Here is a 23,512-nt window from a genome sequence, read left to right as displayed (position 1 = left end):
TTTTTTACCATACTAAGCATCATCGTGGGCGGCATGATCTGGGGGCTGCCGGGCATGATCATTTCAGTGCCCTTCATGAGCATCCTCCGCATTTTTTGCAGCAACGTGCCCCGCCTGCAGCCCTATGCCTACCTGTTGGGTACCAGGGGGACCGAGCGGCACGCCATTACCATCCACAGCCTGCGCTATCACTGGAACAGGCTGGTTCAGTACATTTCTAAGGACACTCCTGCCAGATGACCCTTACTATTGCTTTGCTGATCGTTAGCCTGCTCTGGCTGAGCATGGGCAGCGTAGTGCACAAACTGCAGCGCATGTACTTAACCGAGCCCCTGGTGGCGCTGCTTGCAGGGGTTATAGCCGGACCAGTACTGATGATTCTGGAGATTCCCAAAGAGCATGAGCATTTGCTGCTGGAGTGGGGCGCCAAGCTTACCATCAGTATGGCCCTGATGGCGGCGGCCCTGAAGCTCAAGCACCGCTACCTGGTGGAACATACCCAGATGCTGAGCGTGCTGGTAGTTGGGGGCATGCTGCTCATGTTTGGCTTCTCTACCCTGCTTTCCCACTATCTGCTGGGCCTTGACTGGTTTGCATCCATACTCATTGGTGCCATTATTACCCCTACCGACCCGGTGATAGCGGCTACCATGATCAGCGGAAAGTATGCTGATAAATACCTGAACAATAACATTAAAAGCTCCCTTATTTTTGAATCGGGGATCAATGACGGACTGGCCTTTCCACTGGTAGCCATCGGCTGGATGCTTCTGAACAAGGGGCATATGGAATGGGGGGAATGGTTGACCAAACGTGTGGTATACGAGAATGTTCTGGCCAGCCTGATTGGCGCTGCCCTGGGCTTTGGTGTGGGATTTATAATGCATAAGGCCCATAAAGCAGGCTGGATGAGCCAGAAGACCCTGCTTTCTTTTTCAATTGGCCTGGGTTTTCTTGCCCTTACGCTGCTGGAGTTGCTGCACATGAATGGGATCATAGGGGTATTTTTTGCAGGCCTGCTCTTTAACCGAAAGTTTAAAAAGATAGAAGATCTGGAGGAGGAACGCATACAGGATGCCATAGAACGCCTGTTTACCATTCCTGTTTTTTTTCTGCTGGGGCTGGTGCTGCCCTGGCAGGAGTGGCGCTCCATAGGCTGGCCCCTGCTGCTGTTTGTGCTGGGGGTGCTGGTATTCAGACGTGTACCTGCACTGATATTACTGAAGCCTGCCCTGAAGCAGATAAGCCGATGGCCAAGGGTGCTGCTGATTGGCTGGTTTGGGCCAATAGGGGTTGCCGCTCTCTTTTATGCGGTACTCACCATAAAAGAAACGGGTGATGAGCGGGCCTACCCCCTTGCCGCAGCGGTTATCACAGCATCGGTACTCCTGCATGGACTCACCAGCCTGCCTGTATCCCGCCTCTACCATCAGCATGACACAGATGATGTAGAAGGAGACAGTGAAGAAGATAATAATGAAGAAGAGTAAACCCTCCAGCTACACCAGCGCACTTGCCCCAAACTTCTGGGGGCTGCTTACTTGGGCATTCCCTTGCCCAGTGCCAGCAGATTGGCCAGCAGTCGGTAGGCGCCCGGCACCCCCTCGGGCAGCTGCCGAAACCAGCTATAGCCCCCATACACATAATAGCCTTTGCCCACCGGCGCTACCAGCAGGCCCCCTTCCAGGGGTTGCTCACCGCCATCCTGGCTAGCCAGCAGGGGTACCCATTCGGCAGACCAGCTTTCGGCAAAGTACAGACCCCGCTCCTGCACCCAGCCATCAAAGTCTTTTGCGGTAATCTTGTTGGGATAGTTGAGAGCCGGATGCTCCGGCGCCAGGATGCGCACGGGGGCTTCCTCATCGGTTACCCGGCCCCGGCCCAGCCGCAGCTGATAGGGCGCTATGGAGGAGCTGACCAGCTCATGGCTGGTATTGTATTGGATGATCACCACACCTCCCTCCCGGGCATAGGCTTCCAGCACATCTTTGGTGTGCCGCAGCGATTCCTGGGTATTGAAGGCGCGGATGCCCAGCAATACGGCATCATACTGCCTGAGCTGTGCCAGGCTAAGGCCCGCTGGATTTAACAGGCTAACTTCATAGCCCACATGGCTCAGATACGTAGGTACGGCATCGCCTGCGCCCATGATATAGCCGATCTGCTTTCCGTCCCGCTTCAGGTCCAGGCGTACAGCCCCCAGGCGTGCCTGCGGAAAGAGTGTTTGCACCGGAAAATGCGGAGCCAGCAGCTGCTCAAAACCCCGGGTATAGGTGGTGCCCTCCAGCCTGGCCTGCACCTCTATGGTGGCAGTACCGGCTTTTTTAGGTGGGCTTAGCTGAAAGCTGTAGAGGCGCTCCTCCCCTTCCCGCAGGCCCCTGATGGGGAGCTGGGCCGGCTGTGATTTCCAGCCCGGAGCAAGGGCAAGGCTAAGCTCGGCAGCCTCTAATGCTTTGCCTGCCCGTACCCGCACCTGAAGTTGCTGTGGGGTATCATCGGAAAAGATCAGCTGATCCTGCAGGGGGGTAACCATAATGGGTGGGGTGATCACAAAGGGCTGGTAGACCTCGCCTATGGCCGGATCTACATGCTTGTGCACCAGGGGTACCTGAATGGCAAGGGCGAGGCCCTCAATCGTCATCCGTACCAGGGCATGGAGCGGAGCTCCGTTTTGCGGCTCCCCGGCCATATCGGCCTTATCAAACTGAAACATGCCCTTAGTGGCTTCTTTTTGGAGCCAATACGGTTGGGAAATCTCGGCGGTGGGTGCAATGCGCAGGCTATGCTTCAGAAAAAAGGGCACATGGGGGTCAAGCGAGCGAACCAGCGTAGTATCCCAGCTGACTTCGGGCAGGGAAAGCGCCTGCAGCGTTACTGATACCGGGGCCCGGCTAACCACTTCCAGCTGCAGGGGGAGCTCGGTACCAGGCGCAGCACTGGTGCGGGCCGTGGAGGCTTCCACAAATACGCCCGCACACGCCTGTATGATACGTTCCAGCTCCTGCAGTTTTACCGTTTTGTAGGGATTATCAGGCAATTGCCGTATGCTGTTGTGCAGGGCAACCAGTCCGGGTAGCGATTTCCAGGGCGCCAGGGGGTCAAACCCCTGCCGGACCGCTGCCAGTTGTGTTGTAATGGCGCCGCCGCCGGGCACACGGCTCCAGCTGGTGGCTATGCCGCTCAGCAGCTCCCCCTGGGGGCGACTGCCCAAAATGGGTTTCAGAAATTCGGTAGAGCTTTCGCGGCTCAGGGGCGTGCCAAAGCCCTGGCTGCGGTGCATGCTACGGCTTTCGGCCGCCAGCTCGGTATAGGATTTGCCCAGCAGGGGGTTGTAGCCCCCCATGTTCAGGCTCACCAGATCGGTGGTATCAAACTGATCTTCCCGCCCCCTGAAAAACCAGGAGGAGGTGTTCCAGAGCAGGCGGCTGGCCTGCCATACCTGTACCTGCTTCAACTGATCGGGAAAGCGCTTGGGATCGGCTGCAGCGGCAAAGGCTTCTTCAGCAAGCAGGGCCGAGGCGGTATGATGGCCATGGGTTACTCCCGCTTCGGTACTAAAGCGGGTAATGATCACATCGGGCCTGAATTTTCGGATCACCCAGACCACATCGGCCAGTATGGCCTCCCTGTCCCAGATGGAGAAGGTTTCGTCTGGGTGCTTGCTGAAGCCAAAGTCATTGGCCCGGGTAAAAAACTGCATTCCACCATCCAGCTTGCGGGCTTCCAGCAGCTCCTGGGTCCGGATCACCCCCAGGCGTTCCCGAAGCTCCGGGCCTATCAGGTTTTGGCCCCCATCGCCCCGGGTCAGAGACAGATAGGCCGTACGGTATTTCTTATCGTTGGCCAGCCAGGTGATCAGGCGGGTATTTTCATCGTCGGGGTGTGCGGCAATGTAGAGCACTGAGCCCAGCACCTCCAGTTTTTGCAGGGCCAGCTGTATATCAGAAGAGGTATGGGTCTGAGGCTTTTGGGCAGGGGCAACCAGACTGCACTGCAGCAAAACCAGCACAAATGTAAGGTTGCGCATAAAAGTAAACCGAACGCTAGGCATATGTGCGTTAAATTTGGGATTCAAAATTTACAGTCTATGATTCGTACTAAACTCTCTGGCCCCCTCCATATTGTGTCGCTGATCCTGCTGGTTTGGCTGAGCGGCTGCGAGAAGGTAGAAAATCTGCTTCGGTTTACCTTTAATGATTCGGTAGAGATCACCATCCCCTCGCAAAGCCTGATCAGCAATGTGCCCATCAAAATAGCATCGCCCGAGGTGCAAACCTCCTCTCAGCAGGCCTTCGCCAATAATAATACCCAGGCAAAATATGTAAAAGAGGCGAAGCTAAAAAGCCTGGAGCTTACAATCAGCAGCCCGCAGGACCAGACTTTTTCTTTTTTGAATGAGATAAAGATCTACATCAGCGCCTCCGGACAGCCTGAGCTGCTGCTTGCCTCAAAAGAAAATATACCTGCTTCTGCCGGCCGGCAGCTGAGTCTGGACGTTAGCCAGGCCAATCTGAAGCCTTACATTCAGGGCGATGCCTACACCATCAGAACCGAAGCGGTAATTGATGAGGTACTTACCCGGGAGGTAAAGATCACCGCCGATCTGGCCTTTGCCGTAACGGCGGATGTCTTTTAACCCCTCCTACCCTGAAATGATAAACATGAGTCATCCCGAATTTTTTTAGTGGGATAAATACTAAAAAAGGCCTCAGAATTCACTCTGAGGCCTTTTTTATAAAGTATGCTGTCATTTCGACCAGCGGGAGAAATCCTGGAAATTTACCAGTAAAGAGTTGTCTTATCCAAGATCTCTCCCGCTGGTCGAGATGACAGCGTTCCTTTAAGTTTTTGGGCTAAAATACTGTAATATGAGCATGTTTAAACCATTTAGAAAATTAGGGATGATTTATGTTTGTATTTATACCCCTATGGGTTCCCGTTCGCCCAGGTGGCGGGGGGCCTTGCGTAGCACATATAGGTCCAGTACGGCCATGGGGCGGGCCAGAAACTCCCGAAACAGAATGTTGATCGATTCCCGAAGGGGAAGCTCATCGGCCGCATAGGCTACCGTATTGATATCATAGTACTCCCCGATAAAGACTGCCCGGTAGCTGTGGAATTTCTGGGTCACCACAATCAGCTCCTCCTGCCCGAAGATCAGCTTGCTGCGGGCCATCGAATCCAGGGTACGCAGGCCGGCATAGTCCAGCGTAATGGCCTCCTCGGGAATGCCGCGTTTCACCAGGGCATTCTGCATATCGCGGGGCTCATTGTAATACTGGGTGCGGTTATCGCCGCTTAGGATCAGGTGCTTGATCTTGCCCTCCTTATACAGACGGGCTGCGGCATCAATGCGGTTTTCAAAATAGGTGTTGGGGCGCCCGTCGGCAAAGCGGCGGCTGGTGCCCAGCACAAGGGCTACCTTGCTGGAGGGCACATCGCGCAGCTCGGAATACACATGCTTGTTGGTAGACAGAATGACCCAGATGTTGCAGGCAATGAGCAGCAGCAGCACCGCAAAGGCGGAGGTAAGCACAATCTTAATCAGGTCTTTTATCATAGCTGCTCAGTAATTGGCGTTCAAACAGATCGGCCCCCGGCACAAGCTTGCGGTACCAGTGCAGGCGCAGGGCCTGCTGCTGGCTGCTACTCAGCCTCCAGGGCAGCGCACTGGCCCGCAGCCGCTGCATAAGGGTATATACGCAAATGGAAGCGCTAACGCTTAGGTTATAACTTTCAGTAAAGCCCCACATGGGGATTTGCACATGATAATCGGCGCCGGCCAGGGCGGTGGCACTCAGCCCCTCCTGCTCATTGCCAAAGAAGAGCGCAAGGGGTGCATCCAGTGGCAACTCATCAGGACTGTAGCCCTGGCTATGCGGCGAGGTAACGGCAATGCGGTACCCTTTCCGGCGGAGCTGCTGTATGCAGCGCGCAGTAGCATCGGCTTCTGCTACGCCAAACCGCTCTACATCTACCCATTTGATAGCGCCTTTTACTACTCCAGGGTTGGCCTTGTAGGCCTTGCCCGGCTCAATCATGTAAAACTCCTGCAGCCCAAGGCATTCAATGGTACGCAGCACCGCACTGGCATTGTGCGGCTTCTGTATATTCTCCAGTACAACGGTAAGATAGCGCGTACGGTTCTGCAGCACCTGATCGATAAGGCTTTTTTTGTTGGGCGATACCATTTTTTCCAACTCCTGAAGAAGCCTTTGCTCAAGCTGCGGTTCCATACTCAAAAAAAGAGAAATGCAGGTACATTCCCTGCATTTCTCTGCTACTTTTTACGTCTGATTGGGGATTAGAACAGGCCAAGCTGTTCCTTCTCGGCTTTGGAGGTGGCGGCTACCAGCCGCACCCCTTTGATCTTGCCCAGATTCAGCTTGTTGCCCAGGGCCTTCCAGCCCCTCAGCTCGGCCATCACATCCACATCATAGAGGGTTTTCTCGGCGCCTTTATCGGCAAACTCTACCTCTATCTGCGGCTGCTCTTCGGTACTGGCTACGGCTACATAGGAGCTGCGGGCCTCGGTAATGAAGAGGAAGGGCTTGTCTACCGTAGAGGTCTCAATGCGGAAGCGCTTTACAAACCAGCTCTTGGTATTGCCATCATAGTACACCGCCGAAATGATCTTTTCCGGATTGAACTTCTCAATCAGCAGCAGGTTCTCAAAATCGTAGCGATTACTGAGCTCATAGTTGGTGAGCTCATAATTTCCATTTTTGTAGATGACCAGAATGCGATCGTCGCCATGGAAAGAGCCTAAGGCCCGGCCCCGGTTGTCGGTATTGAGGCGGCCTACGGAATCATCGTAATACACCTCCAGCCCGCCCAGGGTGGAGACCCCTTCCCGCTTAAGCACCACCCGGCGCACAGGGTATTTGGTGAGGATATTGCCGCCGGCTCCCCTGCCCTTGATCTCCTGGGTAGCAAAATCAAAATCAAATATTTTGATCTTGGCCTTGCTCTGGGCTGTAAGGTGTACGGTCACCACCTCGGCCTCCCCATTGGGATTGGCGGTAAAGTATAGGAGCTTTGAGCCCTTGGCCCCCTTGGTCACATCATACTCCTTATCCCGGGTAATGCCCAGCACCTGAAAGCGCTTTACCATGGTGCGGCCGGTTTCGCCATCTACATAAATGGCATTATACACCATGCGCTCGTCGTTTTTGCGGAACACGCCTACATGGAGGATATCCTTGCCTACAAATGCCTTGTCCTGGATCTTGGAGACCTGGTAGGTGCCGTTGCGCTTAAAGACGATGATATCGTCAATATCGGAGCATTCGCAGACAAACTCATCTTTCTTAAGGCTGTAGCCTATGAAGCCCTCGGCCCGGTTTACGTACAGCTTGGCATTGTTGGCCGCTACCTGGGCCGCCTGTATGGTATCAAAGCTGCGGATCTCGGTTTTACGCTCCCGGCCTTTACCGTATTTCTGCTTCAGGTTCTTGTAGTAGCCTATGGCATAGTCTACCAGATGGGCCAGGTTGTGCTCTACCTCGGCAAGTTCTTCCTGCAGGCGGCGCATGAGCTCATCGGCCTTAAAGCTGTCATAGCGGGAGATGCGCTTGATCTTGATCTCGGTAAGGCGCACAATATCCTCTTCGGTGATCTCCCGATAGAAGTCCTTTTTGTAGGGCTCCAGGCCGGCATCAATGCGCCGGATCACTTCTTCCCAGGTGGTGGCCTCCTCTATGTCGCGGTAAATGCGGTTTTCAATAAAGATGCGCTCCAGCGAGCTGAAGAGCAGTTTCTCCAGCAGCTCCCCCCGTCTGATCTCCAGCTCCTGCTTCAGCAGGTCTACGGTCTGCTGGGTGTTGTAGCGCAGAATATCATTGACCGTCATGAAGCGTGGCTTTTCATCCACGATCACACAGGCATTGGGGCTAATGCTTACTTCGCAGTCGGTAAAGGCATAAAGGGCATCGATGGCCACATCGGGCGACTGGCCAGGGGCCAGGTGCACCTCAATTTCCACATCGGCGGCCGTATTGTCTACCACCTTCTTGATCTTGATCTTGCCCTTGTCGTTGGCCTTGATAATGGATTCGATCAGCGAGGTGGTAGTGGTGCCAAAGGGGATCTCTTTGATGAGCAGGGTTTTCTTGTCCTGTTCCTCAATTTTGGCCCGTACCCGGATCTTGCCCCCACGGAGGCCTTCGTTGTATTCGCTGAAATCGGCCAGCCCGCCGGTGGGAAAGTCGGGCATCAGGCTCACCGATTTGCCCTTTAGCAGATCAATGGAGGCATCAATGAGCTCATTGAAGTTGTGGGGCAGCACCTTGGTGCTAAGACCTACGGCAATACCCTCTACCCCCTGGGCCAGCAGCAGGGGAAACTTTACCGGCAGGGTTACCGGCTCCTTCTTGCGCCCGTCGTAGCTGAGCTGCCACTGGGTGGTTTGGGGGTTGTAGAGAATTTCCAGCGCAAACTTGCTGGGACGGGCCTCAATGTAGCGGGGGGCGGCAGCGCCATCGCCGGTACGCACATCGCCCCAGTTGCCCTGGGTATCAATGAGCAGGTCTTTCTGGCCCAGGTTTACAGTGGCATCAGCTATGGAAGCATCACCGTGCGGATGGTACTGCATGGTCTGGCCGATGATGTTGGCTACCTTGTTATAGCGGCCATCGTCCATCTCCTTCATGGCATGCATAATGCGCCGCTGCACCGGTTTAAAGCCATCCTGTATGGCCGGAACGGCCCGTTCCAGGATCACATAGCTGGAATAGTCCAGGAACCAGTTGCGGTACATGCCATCCACATGTTCTACATTATGAATGGCTTCGTCTTTATGGGGGTGTTCTTGTCCGTTATCCATTATTTGCCAAAGACTACAGTTGGTTTAATTCCCAGCACGCGCAGCAGGTGCACTGCCACCAGCAGGGATATACACAGGCTGCAATACGCCACGGCCCGCAGCAGAAAGAGCTGGGAGCCGGTGTGCTCATACAGCGTTTTGCCTACCAAAAGCTGAATGCCGGAGAGCTGATGCAGCTCACTGATCATATTGGCAAAGGCAGCTTCGCTTTCGCCATAAAACAGATTGACCGCTTCATCTCCGGAGGCGGCGGCCTGCCCTGCGTCGGGCGCCCGGTTCAGCTGGACCTGCAGCCGGCTGAGGATGCGCAGCTCATGCTGGCGGTACCGCTCCAGGGCCTTTACAAAGGCATCGGCATGTTCGCTTTCTTCGGCCGTAAGGTACGTTTTTTTATAGCCCAGAAAGGTACTGTCTATAAGCCCATTGTTGCGGCTGATCTCGGCCAGCAGCCGCTCGGGTTTTTGGTGATACACCAAATCTTCAAGATAAAGCCGGTTTTGGTAGCAGTACCCCTGTACCAGGGCAAGGTCGGTACTGGGCACCAGCCGGTCGTTGAGCATGGAGGTAAAGGAGTGAGACAGCCGCTTGAGCGTGTGTGTGGTTACCAGCACAATGGTATTGAGCAGCACAAGGCTGGTGAGCAGTAGCAGCAGAATCCTTCCTTTATTATTTAAATTTCTCCAAAATTGCATTTCTGAGGGGGCTTAGGCCGCAGCGCGTTCGCGTTTTGTCTTTTTAGCTTTCGCAGTTCCTTCAGATGCGCCTTCTTCCTCCTGTTCTCCCCCTTCGGCTGCATCCAGCGCACCGGCCGGCACTTCATCTTTCTCTACCTTCAGGTTATCGATAATGAAATTCTGGCGGTCCATGGTATTCTTGCCCATAAAGAAGCTCAGAATATCCTTGATCTTGGTCTCGGCCGTCATGATAATGGGCTCCAGGCGGATGTCTTCGCCAATAAAGCCTTTGAACTCATCCGGGCTGATCTCGCCCAAGCCCTTAAAGCGGGTGATCTCCGGCTTGGGACCCAGTTTGGCAATGGCCTTCTGCCGCTCCTCATCGGTATAGCAGTAGATCGTTTGTTTTTTGTTGCGCACCCGGAAAAGCGGGGTCTCCAGGATGTACACATGGCCGTTTCGCACCAGGTCCGGGAAAAACTGCAGAAAGAAGGTCAGCAGCAGCAGCCGGATGTGCATACCGTCCACATCGGCATCGGTAGCGATGATGATCTTGCGGTAGCGCAGATCATCCAGCCCATCCTCAATGTTGAGGGCATGCTGCAGCAGGTTGAACTCCTCATTTTCATACACCACCTTTTTGGTAAGGCCAAAGCAGTTCAGCGGCTTACCCCTCAGGCTGAATACGGCCTGGGTTTGCACATCGCGGCTTTTGGTGATGGAGCCCGAGGCAGAGTCGCCCTCGGTAATAAAGATCATGCTATCATCGGCCCGGTCATTCTTGTCGCTGAAGTGTACCCGGCAATCGCGCAGCTTTTTGTTGTGCAGGTTGGCTTTTTTGGCCCGTTCGTTGGCCAGCTTTTTAATACCGGCTATGTCCTTGCGCTCCCGCTCACTTTGCAGAATGCGCTTGTGAAGGGCATCGGCCACCTCGGGATGCTTGTGCAGGTAATCGTCCAGCTCCTTTTTCAGGAAGTCATTCACAAAGGTCCGCATGGTGACCCCATCGGGCGATACGGTAAGCGAGCCCAGCTTGGTTTTGGTCTGGCTTTCGAAAACGGGCTCCTGCACCCGCACGGCAATGGCGCTTACCACGGCCTGGCGCACATCGGAAGCCTCAAAGTTTTTGTTATAGAACTCCCGGATGGTTTTTACCAGCGCCTCCCGGAAGGCGGCCAGGTGCGTACCCCCCTGCGTGGTGTACTGGCCGTTTACAAAGCTGTAATATTCTTCTCCGTACTGGTTGCCATGTGTTATGGCCACTTCAATATCATCGCCTTTCAGGTGGATGATGGGGTAGCGCTGGGTTTCCTCATCAGTTTTGCGCTGCAGCAGGTCCAGCAGACCATTCTTGCTGAAGTACTTCTGCCCATTGAAATGCAGGGCCAGGCCGGCATTCAGGAAGGCGTAGTTCCAGAACTGGTTGTCCAGGTATTCGGGTATGAACTTATAGTTTTTAAAGACGGTGGCATCCGGCTCAAAGATCATGAGCGTACCGTTGGGCTCGGTGGTGGCGGCTTCTTTATGGTCTTTCACCAGCACACCACGCTCAAATTCGGCCATTTTGGTACGGCCTTCGCGGAAGCTTTGTACCTTAAAATAAGTGCTCAGGGCATTTACCGCTTTGGTACCTACTCCATTGAGGCCTACGGATTTTTGAAAGGCCCCGCTATCGTACTTACCACCGGTGTTGATCTTGCTAACGCAGTCGATCACCTTGCCCAGAGGAATGCCCCGGCCGTAGTCCCGCACTTCTACCCGGTGCTCGCTGATCTTGATATCGATCTGCCGGCCAAAGCCCATCATGTGCTCATCGATGGAGTTATCGACCACCTCTTTTACCAGCACATAGATGCCATCATCGGGTGAGGAGCCATCGCCCAGCTTGCCGATGTACATGCCCGGCCGCAGACGAATGTGTTCCCGCCAGTCAAGTGACTTAATGCTGTCTTCGGTATAATTTGCAGTTGTATCAGCCATAGAAATAGCAAATGGTTTAAGGAGTGGAACAGACGCCTATCCGGCAAGATACAGAACCCGGAGCGCACACGCAATACTAATCATTTTAGTAAACTAAAATAAGTAGCAAAAATATAAGGCTTTTCCGGGGGAATTAGTTCGCTTTCAGGGCAGAAGTTTAGCCCTTGCGCCGGATAAAAATCCAGGCCAGCAGGGCAAAAATCAGCACCAGCAAGAGCGGGCCGGTGTAGACCAGCAGGGCAAAATGACCGGTGCTGAAGCCCTCGGCATTGTTGAATACCCCAAAGAATGCCATCACCAGTACAAAGAAGAAGTTGATGGTGCCGGCCAGGCCCAGCAGCCAGCCGGCCACATCCTGGCGCAGAGCCAGCTCCCGCTCGCTTTGGGTAGTGCGGCGGGTAAGCAGCAGCAGTTTACGGAGTATATACAAGAGGGCATTTACCCCCACAAATCCCAGCAGGCTGGTCCAGAAAAACAGCTCCCGGGCCACAAACTCATCGGGCATGCCGGCAGTATTGGCATGGATGGCCACCCGGTCGGGCAAAAAGGCATACACCAGCAGCAGGGCACCAAAGAATACCACCAGGCTAATGAGCCAGAAAAATTTTAAGAGCCGGTTCATGTAGGTTAAATTTCCCATTGTGCTGCGGGTTGAGTATCTTGAGATGGAAGTGGCGGCCCAAAAATAGGGATTACCCCCTGATGTGCCAACCGAATTGGTAAAACTGTTTTCAGCATGGATCTAAACCCGGTCATCTTATCCATACCCATCTACTTTTTGCTGATCGGCATTGAGTTGCTGGTGCAGGCCTTCAGCAGGGACCCCATCTACCGCCTCAACGATGCGGTGACCAACATCAGCTGCGGCATCACCCAGCAGGTGAGCGGGGCCTTCTTAAAGGTAGGCCTGGTGGCGGTATACGAACTCACCTACCAGCACCTATCCCTGCTGCAGATCGAACCCAGCTGGTGGAGCTATGTCCTGCTCTTTGTGCTGGTGGACTTTTGCTACTACTGGGCCCATCGCATGAGCCATGAGGTGAGCCTGTTCTGGGGCGGGCATGTGGTACACCACCAGAGCGAGGATTATAACTTTAGCGTGGCTCTTCGGCAGGGCTCTTTTCAGGTGATCTGGACCACGGCTTTTTACCTGCCGCTGGCCGTGCTGGGCTTTGATACGCTCAGCTACATTTTTATCAGTGCGCTGGTAACGGTGTACCAGTTCTGGATCCACACCGAAAAAATTGGCAAACTGGGCCCGCTGGAATGGGTGCTGAACACCCCCAGCCACCACCGGGTGCACCACGGCCGCAACCCCAAGTACATTGATAAAAACCATGCAGGCGTATTCATCATCTGGGACCGCTTGTTTGGCACCTTTCAGGAAGAGGAAGAACGGCCCACCTATGGGGTAACGGTGCCCGTAAACAGCTGGAACCCCCTCTGGGTAAATGTGCAGCACTATGCCGGCATGTGGCAGCAATTGCGCCAGTGCCGCAGCTGGGCCGACCGCTGGCATACGCTCATCAACAAGCCCGGCTGGCGGCCCGACTACCTGGGCGGCTACATGGCACCCCCTGAAGTTGACCAGCACAGCCCGAAAATTCAACCCCGGCCTTAGCCGGGGCCTTCAATACTACATTTTACTGCACTACCTGCTTACCCTGGGTGGCAGCGCCGCCTTTCTTTTCAATGAAGGAAGCCTGGGGCTAGGCCTTAAAGCCCTGCTGGGCGGGCTGGTGCTGCTGGCAGTGCTGAGCCTGGGCCTGCTCATGGAGCGCCCTGCCTGGGCCTTTTACCTGGAGGGCTGGCGGCTGTTGCTGACCGTAGCGGTGCTGCTACAGGTGCTGGCCCTCCCGGGGCTGATTTGGGCAGCTGCCGCCTATGTGCTAATTTCGTGGGGCTGGCTCTGGTGGCTGCGGGGCTCGGTAGGCGCTGCAGAAGGCCTGGCTACCCATTCCTGACCCCCTTTCATGAAACGATATACCCCTCTCCTGCTCCTGATGCTGGCGGCCGCCTGCCAGACCACCCCTGCGGACATTGCCGGCTTTAATGCCTATCTCTGGAAACAGGACAAAGCCGGCTGCGGCCGGGAGCGCAGCCAGATGGTTGATACCCTGATGGTACAACGGGACAAGCTGCTGCAGCTGAACGAAAATGAGCTTATCAGCCTGTTGGGCAATCCTGATGCACGGGAGCTCTGGGAGCGCAACCAGAAATTTCTCATCTACCTGCTGGAGCCCAATGCCCGCTGCCAGGCCCCCGAGGACGCCCCTGTAACGGCAAAAGCCCTGCACATTCGGCTCAGCGCCATTGGCAGGGCTAATGAAGTATTTATTGGTTCGTTTAAAGCAGGCAGAGACCAGCCTTAGTTGGTGCGCAGGGCGCGCTCCTGCAGGGCCAGGTGGCTGATGCAGAGCGATGCAGCACCCAGAATGCCGGCATGGTTACCCAGCAGAGCGGGTTTCACCACCAGGTCTTTGAGATAATAAGGCGTAAGGTTGCGCTCCATGGCCAGCATCAGGCTGGGATAGAGGTAATCAAAAGTGGCCGAAATACCCCCTCCAATGTACACATTCTTGATATCCAGCACCCGGATCATGGACACAAAGGCTTCGCCCAGCAGGTAGCCCATTTTTTCAAAGATCTGCAGAGCCAGGGGATCGTTGAGGCCGGCGGCCTCCAGTACGGCTTTGGTATTGATGGGGTCCATATTGGCCAGCACGCTTTGGGCGCCTACCCGTTTTACCCCTTCTTTGGCCATATCCAGCAGGCCGTTTTTACCAATGATCTCCTCCAGGCGGCGGCCGCCTTCCGACATCATATGGCCTATTTCCATGCTGTTGCCATCGCCCCCTTTAAAGATAAAGCCATCAATAATGGCCGCCCCGCCTATGCCTGTTCCCAGAGTTACAAAGATAAAATCCTCGGGCATGGGCTGGCCGGAGAAATACATTTCACCAAGAGCGGCTGCATTGGCATCGTTTTCCAGCAGAAATACTTTATCGGGGAAGGCCTGCTGCAGATGGCTCAGGAGCGGGCAATGGTCCAGCTCGGGGATGTTGGGCAGCTCAATGGTGTGGGTACGGGCTTTATTAAGCGTGCCGGGCAGGCCTATGCCCACCTGCAGGATATCGGGGTTTTGCTTGAGCAGGCCCTGTACGATCTGTAGAAATTCGCCCACAATGTTGCCAGACTGACGCAGGGCCAGGGTGGGGTATTTGATCTGGTGCAGAATCTCACCGGTTTCTGTAATAATTCCGCACTTAACATTCGTACCCCCAACGTCGATACCCAGATATTTACGCATGCTCCTAATTTTTGGCAGTTCTCCTAAACAGTATAATACAATAGCAGGAAAAAGGTTAGTACCGCTGGCAGAAATAATTGCCCTGTTGGATATACAGCCCCATTCCGGCCCCAGTTGAGTAAAGAAAAGAAATTTTCGCTAAAGCAACCACTTCTGCCCCAAAGCCTTCCTGCTCAGGATACGCCCAGGCGGTAGCAACATTCCGGGAAAACTAGTGCCTTGCCAAGGCGCAAACGGTTGCGCACAATCTTCTCAGCTGGCTAATTTTTTTTCACTGCTGGTCGATTGGCGGATCACCAGTTCGGTACGCAGTTCTTTTCGCTGCAGCTCGGGCTCCTCCTCATCCTTAAGTTCTATCTGCTGCAGCAGCATATGGGTAGCCAGCTTGCCCATTTCATAGCCTGGCTGAGCCACGGTAGTTAGTGGCGGATCAATCAGGGAGGTAATGGGCTCATCGCTAAAACCAATGATGGCAACATCCTCCGGCACGCTGATGCCCTGTGTTTTCAGGAACTTGAGTGCGCCTATGGCCAGGGGATCATTGGCGGCAAAAATCGCATCGGGACGCTGGCCGCTGTTCAGCAGCTTGCGCATGGCCTCACTTCCCTCTTCTATGGTAAGGCCGGCGGTGATGACCAGGTCTGGCTGCATGCGGAAGCCAAAATCTTCCAGGGCCTGCCTATAGCCCTTCTGGCGGCTGCTGCTGATCATCAGGTTTTCGGGTCCGGCCAGGTGGGCAATTTTCTTGCGCCCCTGCCGGATAAGGTGTTCGGTAGCGCGGTAGGCGCCCCCAAAATCATCTACCACCACCGAGCTGGCCTCCAGGCCCTCTACCATGCGGTCGAAAAACACCAGCGGCATCCCCTTGTTGATCAGATTCTGAAAGTGGCGGACCTCCTGTGTATCCTGGGCTACCGATACCAGCATGCCATCTACCCGGCTACCCAGCAGGGCCTGTACGCTCTGCACCTCCCGCTCGTAGGATTCGTTGCTCTGGCAGATGATCACCTGGTAGCCCGCATCATTGGCTACATCCTCAATGCCGGCAATAACGGTAGAAAAAAAGTGGTGAACGATCTGGGGAATCACTACCCCAAGCGTATGTGTACGGCTTTTGCGCAGGCTAAGCGCTACCGAGTTGGGTTGGTAATCGAGCTCCTGAGCCAGCTCCCGCACGGCCAGTTTGGTGGCGGGGCTGATGTCAGGGTGGTCTTTGAGGGCTCTGGAAACCGTTGAAGGCGAAATCTTTAGCGCCCGGGCAATGTCTTTTATCGTAATCTGGGACGATTTCATGGCAAGTCTTAAAAGCCTTAATGTAGGTTTTTTTTGAAGAAAATGAAACACCTGTAGCGCGGAATGCCCCTTTTTGGCCCTTTTTTGGCAGGTTTAGGCAACTGCTACACGCCCAAGATTAGACAAACCAACTCCCCCTCAGGTCCGGTCAGTTTTCCCTTCCACTTCAGCCGCCAGCAAACACCCCCCTGGGTTGCTTTTGTTGTAGAGCGGCCAATAGTTCTGCTAAAAGGTCCTGCAGGTGAAAAGAGCTACAGTATCCGACTTTTTTCATCAAAAAAAGCATACCAGTAGCCTGAACATAGTCCGCTTCTACCTGGGCCTGCCAGGACGTTCAGCACCCGCACCGCCAGCGCCGGGGCTGCAGTGCCCGATGCCAGGTGAAAGTAGCCTGTACCCAACGTAAATCATTGTTTTTTTCGAATATTTTACACCCGAAATCAGCCTGAACTTAAACAATTACTTGAAGTTTTCACAAACGTTCCCGCAAACGTTTACATGAATATTATTTGATTTTGAAATCTGGAAATAGATGCGGATTTATTCTTTTATCTTATAATTACGTACGCAAGCATCTTCACGCTTCAGCACTACCCGGCCAGCCGGGAATTTTTGCACAAGGGGCAGAAATCGTTTGCAGGCTCATCGATTCTGCTGCCCTGGCAGGGGGTATGGAGGCGGTGTTTATCCAGAAACCCAAGTTAATTTGACTACATAAACCCAACCATCAGATGAAAGACAGAAGTTTTACCAAAAAGACGTCGCTGCTGTGGTTACTGGCCATGCTGTGCTCCCTCTCCGGATGGGCCCAGAGCCAGACCGTTACAGGCAGGGTCACCTCCTTTACAGAAGGGACGTCGCTGCCGGGCGTGGCCATACGAGTGAAAGGCACCAGCACCGGCACCATTACAGATTTAGATGGCAGATACCAGATACAGGTTCCAGGCGGAGATGCTGTTCTGGTATTTTCATTTGTGGGCTATAATCCCGAAGAAGTACAGGTAGGCACCCGCACTACCATTGATGTGCAACTGGCCGAAGACATTGAGACCCTCTCTGAGGTGGTGGTGGTAGGCTACGGTACGCAAAAGAAAAGTGATCTGACGGGATCGGTTAGCTCAATTGGAGAAAAAGACTTCAATGCAGGTCCTATAACCAGTCCCCTCCAGCAGATCAGCGGCCGGGCAGCCGGTGTTAATATCAACCAGGTTGGTAACGAGCCTGGTCAGGCTCCGGTGATACGCGTGCGGGGTATCACCTCACTAATTGGTGGTAACGACCCCTTGGTGGTAGTAGATGGTATACAGGGCAATATGGCCCTGCTGAACCAGATCCCTCCCAGCGAAATTCAGTCAATTGAGATTCTGAAGGATGCGTCTGCTACTGCCATTTACGGTTCCAGAGGAGCGGCCGGTGTGGTAATGGTAACAACTAAGAAAGGTGTTGCAGGCAAAGTAGCCATTGAATATAATGGTGTAGCCTCCTATGATGTCATCGCAAAAAAATACGAAGTACTTACAGCCGCAGAATGGCGAGATGCTGTAGCTGCCCGCGGTTTGGCTGATCCCGCCGATTTTGGCGGCAATACCAACTGGTTTGACGAGGTTACCCGAAACGGACAGACCCAAAGCCATAACCTGGCCATTTCGGGTGGCAGTGATAACTTCACTTACAGAACCTCACTAACGGCAATTTTGCAGGAGGGTGTAATTAACAATTCAGGTTCTGAAAACTACATTGCGCGTTTTCAGGGGAGCCAAACAGCTCTAAACGACCTGTTAACAGTAGATTTTAACCTGAATGCAAACATCCGCTCCAATAAGTACAACAATGCGGGAAGAATTGGTGAAGCCCTAACCAGACGCCCAACCGACCCCATTTATGCTGTTGGAGAGCCTGCATACAGGGACATTGGTAACTATTTTATTGATACAGAGCGTTCGTTTAACTATTTGAATCCCGTTGCACGGACCAATGAAATTGTGGACGGTGATCGTAACAACGACATGTTCGGTAGCCTGAGGGTGAACTACAAACTTCTTCCCAGCCTAAATGCAACAGTATTTGGATCCTGGAGAAGATCAAGCCGGGAATATCAGCAGTATATTTCTGCCCGCACAACTCAGGAAAATGCCCGTAATATGGGAACTACTCCAGAAGGATTAAGTGGGGAGGAGCTGCAGACAGCTATCAACAACCTTCCCGATGGCAGAGCACTGCGTGAGACCAATAATGGAGATGAAAAACTCTTTAACTTCATCCTGAACTATAACAAGGAAATCGGCAAACACAGCCTAGATGTTATAGGTGTAAATGAATGGCAGCAGCAGGTATGGGAAGGCTATAGTGCATTCGCAAGAGGCTTCTCTGTAGATGATGCCAACAATCTCTATGTTATGTCCTCTGCCGACCCCGAATTTTCAGTACCAGGCAATGTTAACTCATACAAAAATGATCGCACGCTTGCCTCCTTCCTGGGTCGGGTAAATTATTCATTTGACAACAAGTATTTGCTTAGTGCCAGTGTGCGCCGTGATGGTTCATCTGTATTCGGTGCAAACAATAAGTGGGCTAACTTCTATGCTGCATCTGCTGCCTGGAGAATTCTTGAGGAAGATTTCATGTCAGGTGTAACGTTCCTGAATGATCTCAAACTGCGTGTAGGCTATGGTGAAACAGGTAACCAGCAGGGCTTATCCCCATTGAACTCTGTAACTCTGGCCAGAGCCGATGGTACAGTATACTTTGGTGGCGCTGTTATTCCAAATTACTCCATTACACAGAATGCCAACCCCGATCTGCGCTGGGAAGTGAAGAGAATGTATAATGCCGGTATTGACTTTGCGCTCATTGAGGGAAGACTTTCTGGTAATGTGGACGTATTCCGTGGTATGACCAGCGATCTGCTGTTTAATTACAATGTACCACAGCCTCCCTACCCCTATGGCACTATTATGGCAAACATAGGTGATGTTCTTAACCAGGGTATTGAAATGGGCCTTAACTATGCAGTGATAGATGAAACAGATTACGCCCTGAATCTGGGGGGTAATTTTACCAGCATTAGAACTGAAGTAAAGGAACTTAGTGGTACGCTAAACGGATTACCTTTGGAAACAGATTATGTTGTATGGGGTTCTGGCGGTACTACCGGCGTAGCTTCTACCAATAATGCTATCTCGCATCTGATCATTGGTCAGCCACTAGGCACCTTCTATTTATTCAAACATGCAGGTGTAAGTGATAATGGGATCCAGATTATTGATGACCTCAATGGTGATGGTACAATCTCAGATGGCAACCGACGCAATGAAGATCGGTATATGGCCGGACAGGCTCTGCCCAAGTTTAACTGGGCTTTTACACCCTCTGCCCGCTATAAGAATTTTGACCTGAACATGGTGATCAGAGGAGCGCATGGCCATAAGATCTACAATGCCCGCAAAGCTACCCTAAGCGCGATGAGCAACCTGGGTACAAGCAATGTGCTGAGAAGTGCGCTGGATGCCAACATAGACAATTTTACCTATGCTTCGGATTACTTCCTGGAAGATGGTGATTTTGCCCGTATGGAAAACCTGACACTAGGCTACAACCTTACCCCCAGCCGACTTGGAGCAGTTAAAAACCTGCGCCTGTCTGTAACAGCAACAAACCTGTTTGTGATAACAGGCTATACCGGGATCGATCCTGAACTGAGCACTGCTGGTGGAGAAGGCTTTGGTATTGACTATGGTATCTACCCACGGACGCGCAACTTTGCCTTTGGACTTTCTGCTACATTTTAATGCGGACAGAACCCATTAATGCAAAAGCATATTACTATTTAAAAGACATCATGAAAAAAATATATTCACTACTGTTAGTACTGGGGGCTGTTAGCTATAGTGGCTGTACAGACCTTACAGAAGGCATTTACGGGCAGCAGGTAGCAGATGAGTTCTATGCTACCGATGCCGGGATCAATGCCACCCTTGCCAGCCTTTACAATGAAGTGCGGGGCGACTGGAATGGCAAAGGCATTGCCGGAGCCGACCGGGGCTGGTATGACCTCAATGAAACCTCTACAGATGAAATGATGGTGCCTACCCGTTCTGACGGTGCCTGGGATGATAATGGAATCTGGCGTGCAATGTATACCCATACCTGGACAGGTTCTCAGGAATTCATCGGCAATACCTGGAACTGGCTTTACAGAAGCATCTTCAAATCAAATCAGGCAGTAGCACTATTAGAAAATGCAAATGCCAGCCAGGCCAGGATCTCTGAAGCACGGGTGTTGCGGGCCTACTTCTATTACATGCTGATGGATGGATGGGGAGATATTCCCTTCTATACCGAAAATAATGTAACTGTAGATCAGATCCCCCAAACTCCACGCGCCGAAGTTTTTCAGTGGATCGTAACGGAACTTGAAGAAAATGTAGACAACCTGCCTGCACAAAAAGGGGGGGAGTTTTACGGTCGCTTTAACAAATGGGCGGGCTATGCACTTCTTGCAAAGCTCTACCTGAATGCAGAAGTTTATACCGGAACCCCTCGCTGGCAGGAAGCCATTGCCGCTTCTGATAAAATCATCAATGAAGGCGGATTCTCTCTGGTGCAGACCCTGTATGACAATGCCGGCGAAGAGGCCATCTTTGGCGATCGTCTTCCTGATGAAGAAGTTATCCTCTCCGTTTTTGTGGATGGAACTACCGCTCCCAGAAACATCATCGGTATCAGAACACTGGCAAACTCACATGCCAATGCGCTGTTTGGTTTCAGTGGCTGGAATGGAGCAACGGCTCATCAGGACTTTGTTAATAAATACAGCGATGCCGATAAGCGTAAAGCCCAATGGCTTGTAGGACCTCAGCCGGGAAATGTATCCTATAACCTTGAGGTTTCATCCTTAACGGCAGCAGGTGTAACAGACGGAGCCCGCAATACCAAGTTTCTGCCTGTACCCCCCTATGATGGTGAAACTACCTCAAATGATTTTCCTGTATTCCGCTATGCTGATGTGCTGCTAACCAAAGCTGAAGCACTTCTCAGAAGCGGAGGTTCAGAGGCTGAGGCCAGAGCCCTGGTTGATCAGGTCAGAAACCGGGCAGGACTGAACAACTTCACTGGTACCATGACCCTACAGGAGATCTATGATGAGCGTGGACGCGAACTGACCTGGGAAGGCCACCGCCGTCAGGACATGATCCGCTTTGGCACCTTTACTGCAGCCCGTGCATTTAAATCAGCCAGCAGCGCCACCTATAGGCTATTTCCTATTCCGGCTGATGCAATTGCCAATAACCCTACACTTACCCAAAATCCTGGTTATTAATTTATCATAGCAAGTACTCATGAATCAGTTACGCTATATTACCATATTCAGCTTTGTTCTCAGCTTGCTAGCCTGGGGATGCGGCGATGATGAGATAACCCCTCAAATTGAGGGGCTGCTCCACGAGGGAAATGAGGATGTAACCATTACGGCAGCTACTCCTTACATTCCAGTTGCCTTTAGGGCTTCTGCTACGGACTTGGAAAAAATAACCGTAGAGGTTAGCCCAATGGGATCCTCAGAAGTCGTGGCTAGCGCCAATCTGAATAATATCATCAACGATAACCTCAACCGGGTTTCCCTACGGGTTCCGTTCCCCAATAGCACCGTAGCCCCCTCGGGCATGTATACGATCCACTATCGCCTATTCAGCAAATCTGGCAGTCAAACGGCAAGTTATGATATAAATGTCATCAACACGCTTGGTTTACCTGCCTCAACAGATGGATTCTCCCCCATTTACATGGTTGGGGATGCTTCTGCAGGAGGCTGGGACAATACAAAGGCTACCCCCATGTTTCTGATAGAAGGCCAGAATGGCGTTTTCACTCACACCGGCCTGTTCAACGCCGGCGGCTTCAAATTTCTGAAAAAGCAGGGTCAATGGGCGCCTATGTGGGGTGTGGACGGAAATGGTGTTTTGGTGCCTCGGCCTACTGAGGCAGATCCAGATCCTGCCACCATTACTGTAGCTGCACAAGGCTATTATACCGTAACGGTAGATACAACGGCTCTAACCTATAGCTTTGAACCGTTTGATGCCTCATCAGCAACAACCTACGCGTCCATCGGTATCATAGGAGCATTTACCAATTGGGAATCGGATGTCTTGATGACTCAATCAACCTTTGATCCCCATATCTGGATGCTTGAGTATGAATTTACAGCAGACACCGAAATGAAATTCAGAAAAGCCGGTGACTGGGGCATGAACTGGGGACCTGCTACAGATGAGGAACGAGATGACCTATGGGGCAAAGGTGTTAAAGACGGAAAGAATATCAATATTCTTGCCGGCACCTACACCATCTATTTCAATGATCTGACAGGTCGCTACATGTTAGTAGAGGCTGAATAAAAGGTAGCCTTTCCAAGTTCCTAATGACCTTGAGATAGAAGCCCAGACATCTAAAACCCGGTAAGCTGTTACCGGGTTTTTTTCACCCTTTATACACCTGAGTCTCAAGCATGCAGGTAATCTGTACCTTCTTGTATCTAACCTCTCCTCTTAAGGTGGATCACTGTATACTTTTCAGTACCATCTGAATAAGATTAATGGGGTATATTCCTGAGCAAACCGCGCTATGAGCATGACAAAGAAGTATTTATGCCGTACGACCTTTTTGTTAATATTCTATCTGTTAGTACTGGGGTCTGATGCCTGTGCACAAAAATCCTCTAACCAGAAGCAAAGAAACCCGGTCTACGTAGATGCCCATGGCGTAATGCGCTGGACGAAGGATAAAAAAGAGGCTCAGTTTTTTGGGGTGAACTATACCGTTCCCTTTGCCTATGGCTACCGCTCGCACCTGGCCCTGGGCCAGGATCTGGAAAAAGCCATCGACCAGGATGTCTACCACATGGCTCGCCTGGGCTTCAATGCTTTTCGGGTGCATGTGTGGGATACGGAGATCTCCGACACTACCGGTACCCTGCTTAAGAACGAGCACCTGCGCCTGTTCGATTACCTCATCCAGAAGCTCAAAGAGCGCAACATCAAAATTCTGATCACCCCCATTGCTTTCTGGGGACCGGGCTATCCCGAGCCCGACCAGCCCACCGCAGGCTTCTCCAGCCGCTACCCTAAACGGGAGGCGGTTGTTAACGAAACGGCCATCCGGGCGCAGGAGCGCTACCTTGAGCAGTTCTTTCAGCATGTTAACCCCTACACAGGTCTCAGCTACCAGGACGATCCCGATGTGATTGCCGCCGAGATCAACAACGAGCCGCACCACAGCGGACCCAAAGAAGAAACCACCGAATATGTCAACCGCATGGTGGCGGCTGTGCGTAAAAGCGGGTTCAGCAAACCCATCTTTTACAACATCAGCGAATCCCCCCGCTGCCGATGCAGTAGCCCCCGCCAACATACAGGGGGTCAGCTTTCAGTG

At 52.7% G+C, this 23,512-nt stretch carries 18 protein-coding genes and 1 pseudogene; 10 read left to right on the top strand and 9 right to left on the bottom strand.

Going from position 1 to position 23,512, the window contains the following annotated elements:
- Positions 1-240, top strand: a pseudogene (locus ADICEAN_RS22670) (hypothetical protein); the annotation flags it as partial.
- Entirely contained in the window at positions 237-1,490 is a 1,254-nt protein-coding gene (locus ADICEAN_RS12960) for a cation:proton antiporter (protein WP_009196068.1), read from the top strand. The pseudogene ADICEAN_RS22670 and the gene ADICEAN_RS12960, both read left to right, overlap by 4 nt.
- Positions 1,491-1,537: 47 nt before the next feature.
- Here ADICEAN_RS12960 and ADICEAN_RS12955 read toward each other — a convergent pair whose 3' ends face one another.
- Positions 1,538-4,027, bottom strand: a complete 2,490-nt coding sequence (locus ADICEAN_RS12955) for a PIG-L family deacetylase (RefSeq protein WP_161622704.1) — start codon at positions 4,025-4,027, stop codon at positions 1,538-1,540.
- 60 nt (positions 4,028-4,087) lie between these two features.
- Here ADICEAN_RS12955 and ADICEAN_RS12950 point away from each other — a divergent pair, with 60 nt between their 5' ends.
- Positions 4,088-4,636: a hypothetical protein gene (locus ADICEAN_RS12950; RefSeq protein WP_009196066.1), complete on the top strand. Its 549-nt coding sequence runs from the start codon at positions 4,088-4,090 to the stop codon at positions 4,634-4,636.
- A 282-nt stretch (positions 4,637-4,918) separates the two neighbouring features.
- On the opposite strand, the gene ADICEAN_RS12945 is transcribed toward ADICEAN_RS12950, so the two are convergent.
- From ADICEAN_RS12945 to ADICEAN_RS12920, 6 genes are all read right to left on the bottom strand, one after another.
- Complete coding sequence (locus ADICEAN_RS12945; RefSeq protein WP_009196065.1) at positions 4,919-5,560, bottom strand: SanA/YdcF family protein; 642 nt, start codon at positions 5,558-5,560, stop codon at positions 4,919-4,921.
- Positions 5,541-6,236, bottom strand: coding sequence for a TrmH family RNA methyltransferase (locus tag ADICEAN_RS12940; RefSeq protein ID WP_009196064.1), 696 nt, complete (start codon positions 6,234-6,236; stop codon positions 5,541-5,543). Before ADICEAN_RS12940 ends, ADICEAN_RS12945 begins: the two co-directional genes overlap by 20 nt.
- Positions 6,237-6,304: 68 nt before the next feature.
- A complete protein-coding gene (locus ADICEAN_RS12935; RefSeq protein WP_009196063.1) occupies positions 6,305-8,824 on the bottom strand; it encodes a DNA gyrase/topoisomerase IV subunit A in 2,520 nt (839 codons plus the stop codon).
- Entirely contained in the window at positions 8,824-9,516 is a 693-nt protein-coding gene (locus tag ADICEAN_RS12930) for an MCP four helix bundle domain-containing protein (protein ID WP_009196062.1), read from the bottom strand. The genes ADICEAN_RS12935 and ADICEAN_RS12930 overlap by 1 nt, the downstream gene beginning before the upstream one ends.
- Positions 9,517-9,528: 12 nt before the next feature.
- A complete protein-coding gene (locus ADICEAN_RS12925; protein WP_009196061.1) occupies positions 9,529-11,478 on the bottom strand; it encodes a DNA topoisomerase IV subunit B in 1,950 nt (649 codons plus the stop codon).
- Positions 11,479-11,635: 157 nt separating this feature from the next.
- Complete coding sequence (locus ADICEAN_RS12920; RefSeq protein ID WP_009196060.1) at positions 11,636-12,118, bottom strand: DUF1648 domain-containing protein; 483 nt, start codon at positions 12,116-12,118, stop codon at positions 11,636-11,638.
- A 96-nt stretch (positions 12,119-12,214) separates the two neighbouring features.
- On the opposite strand from ADICEAN_RS12920, the gene ADICEAN_RS12915 reads away from it, so the two are divergent.
- Genes ADICEAN_RS12915 through ADICEAN_RS21300 form a run of 3 tightly spaced genes read left to right on the top strand, consistent with a single transcriptional unit; the run spans position 12,215 to position 13,850 of the window.
- Entirely contained in the window at positions 12,215-13,099 is an 885-nt protein-coding gene (locus ADICEAN_RS12915) for a sterol desaturase family protein (RefSeq protein ID WP_009196059.1), read from the top strand.
- Positions 13,062-13,442 (top strand): hypothetical protein, encoded by a 381-nt coding sequence (locus tag ADICEAN_RS23285; RefSeq protein WP_009196058.1) that lies wholly within the window; start codon positions 13,062-13,064, stop codon positions 13,440-13,442. The genes ADICEAN_RS12915 and ADICEAN_RS23285 overlap by 38 nt, the downstream gene beginning before the upstream one ends.
- Positions 13,443-13,451: 9 nt before the next feature.
- Complete coding sequence (locus ADICEAN_RS21300; RefSeq protein ID WP_009196057.1) at positions 13,452-13,850, top strand: hypothetical protein; 399 nt, start codon at positions 13,452-13,454, stop codon at positions 13,848-13,850.
- Here ADICEAN_RS21300 and ADICEAN_RS12905 read toward each other — a convergent pair.
- Both ADICEAN_RS12905 and ADICEAN_RS12900 read right to left on the bottom strand, forming a co-directional pair.
- Complete coding sequence (locus ADICEAN_RS12905; protein WP_009196056.1) at positions 13,847-14,788, bottom strand: ROK family protein; 942 nt, start codon at positions 14,786-14,788, stop codon at positions 13,847-13,849. The two genes, ADICEAN_RS21300 and ADICEAN_RS12905, sit on opposite strands and share 4 nt — an antisense overlap.
- A 252-nt stretch (positions 14,789-15,040) precedes the next feature.
- Positions 15,041-16,132 carry a LacI family DNA-binding transcriptional regulator gene (locus ADICEAN_RS12900; protein WP_262486186.1) on the bottom strand — a complete coding sequence of 364 codons (1,092 nt, stop codon included), beginning with the start codon at positions 16,130-16,132 and terminating at the stop codon, positions 15,041-15,043.
- Between the two features lie 680 nt (positions 16,133-16,812).
- Here ADICEAN_RS12900 and ADICEAN_RS12895 point away from each other — a divergent pair.
- From ADICEAN_RS12895 to ADICEAN_RS12880, 4 genes are all read left to right on the top strand, one after another.
- Positions 16,813-19,869, top strand: coding sequence for a SusC/RagA family TonB-linked outer membrane protein (locus ADICEAN_RS12895; protein WP_009196054.1), 3,057 nt, complete (start codon positions 16,813-16,815; stop codon positions 19,867-19,869).
- Between the two features lie 50 nt (positions 19,870-19,919).
- Positions 19,920-21,401 carry a RagB/SusD family nutrient uptake outer membrane protein gene (locus tag ADICEAN_RS12890; RefSeq protein WP_040397106.1) on the top strand — a complete coding sequence of 494 codons (1,482 nt, stop codon included), beginning with the start codon at positions 19,920-19,922 and terminating at the stop codon, positions 21,399-21,401.
- A gap of 19 nt (positions 21,402-21,420) precedes the next feature.
- On the top strand, positions 21,421-22,479 hold the full coding sequence (locus ADICEAN_RS12885) for a SusF/SusE family outer membrane protein (RefSeq protein WP_009196052.1): 1,059 nt from the start codon (positions 21,421-21,423) through the stop codon (positions 22,477-22,479).
- A 265-nt stretch (positions 22,480-22,744) separates the two neighbouring features.
- Positions 22,745-23,512: cellulase family glycosylhydrolase (locus tag ADICEAN_RS12880; RefSeq protein ID WP_236612911.1), on the top strand; the 768-nt coding region annotated here is incomplete at its 3' end.

The sequence above is a fragment of the Cesiribacter andamanensis AMV16 genome (assembly GCF_000348925.1).
Lineage (GTDB): Bacteria > Bacteroidota > Bacteroidia > Cytophagales > Cyclobacteriaceae > Cesiribacter > Cesiribacter andamanensis.
The sequence above is the reverse complement of the archived record's forward strand: the minus strand, read 5'-3'. Positions and strand labels throughout refer to the sequence as shown.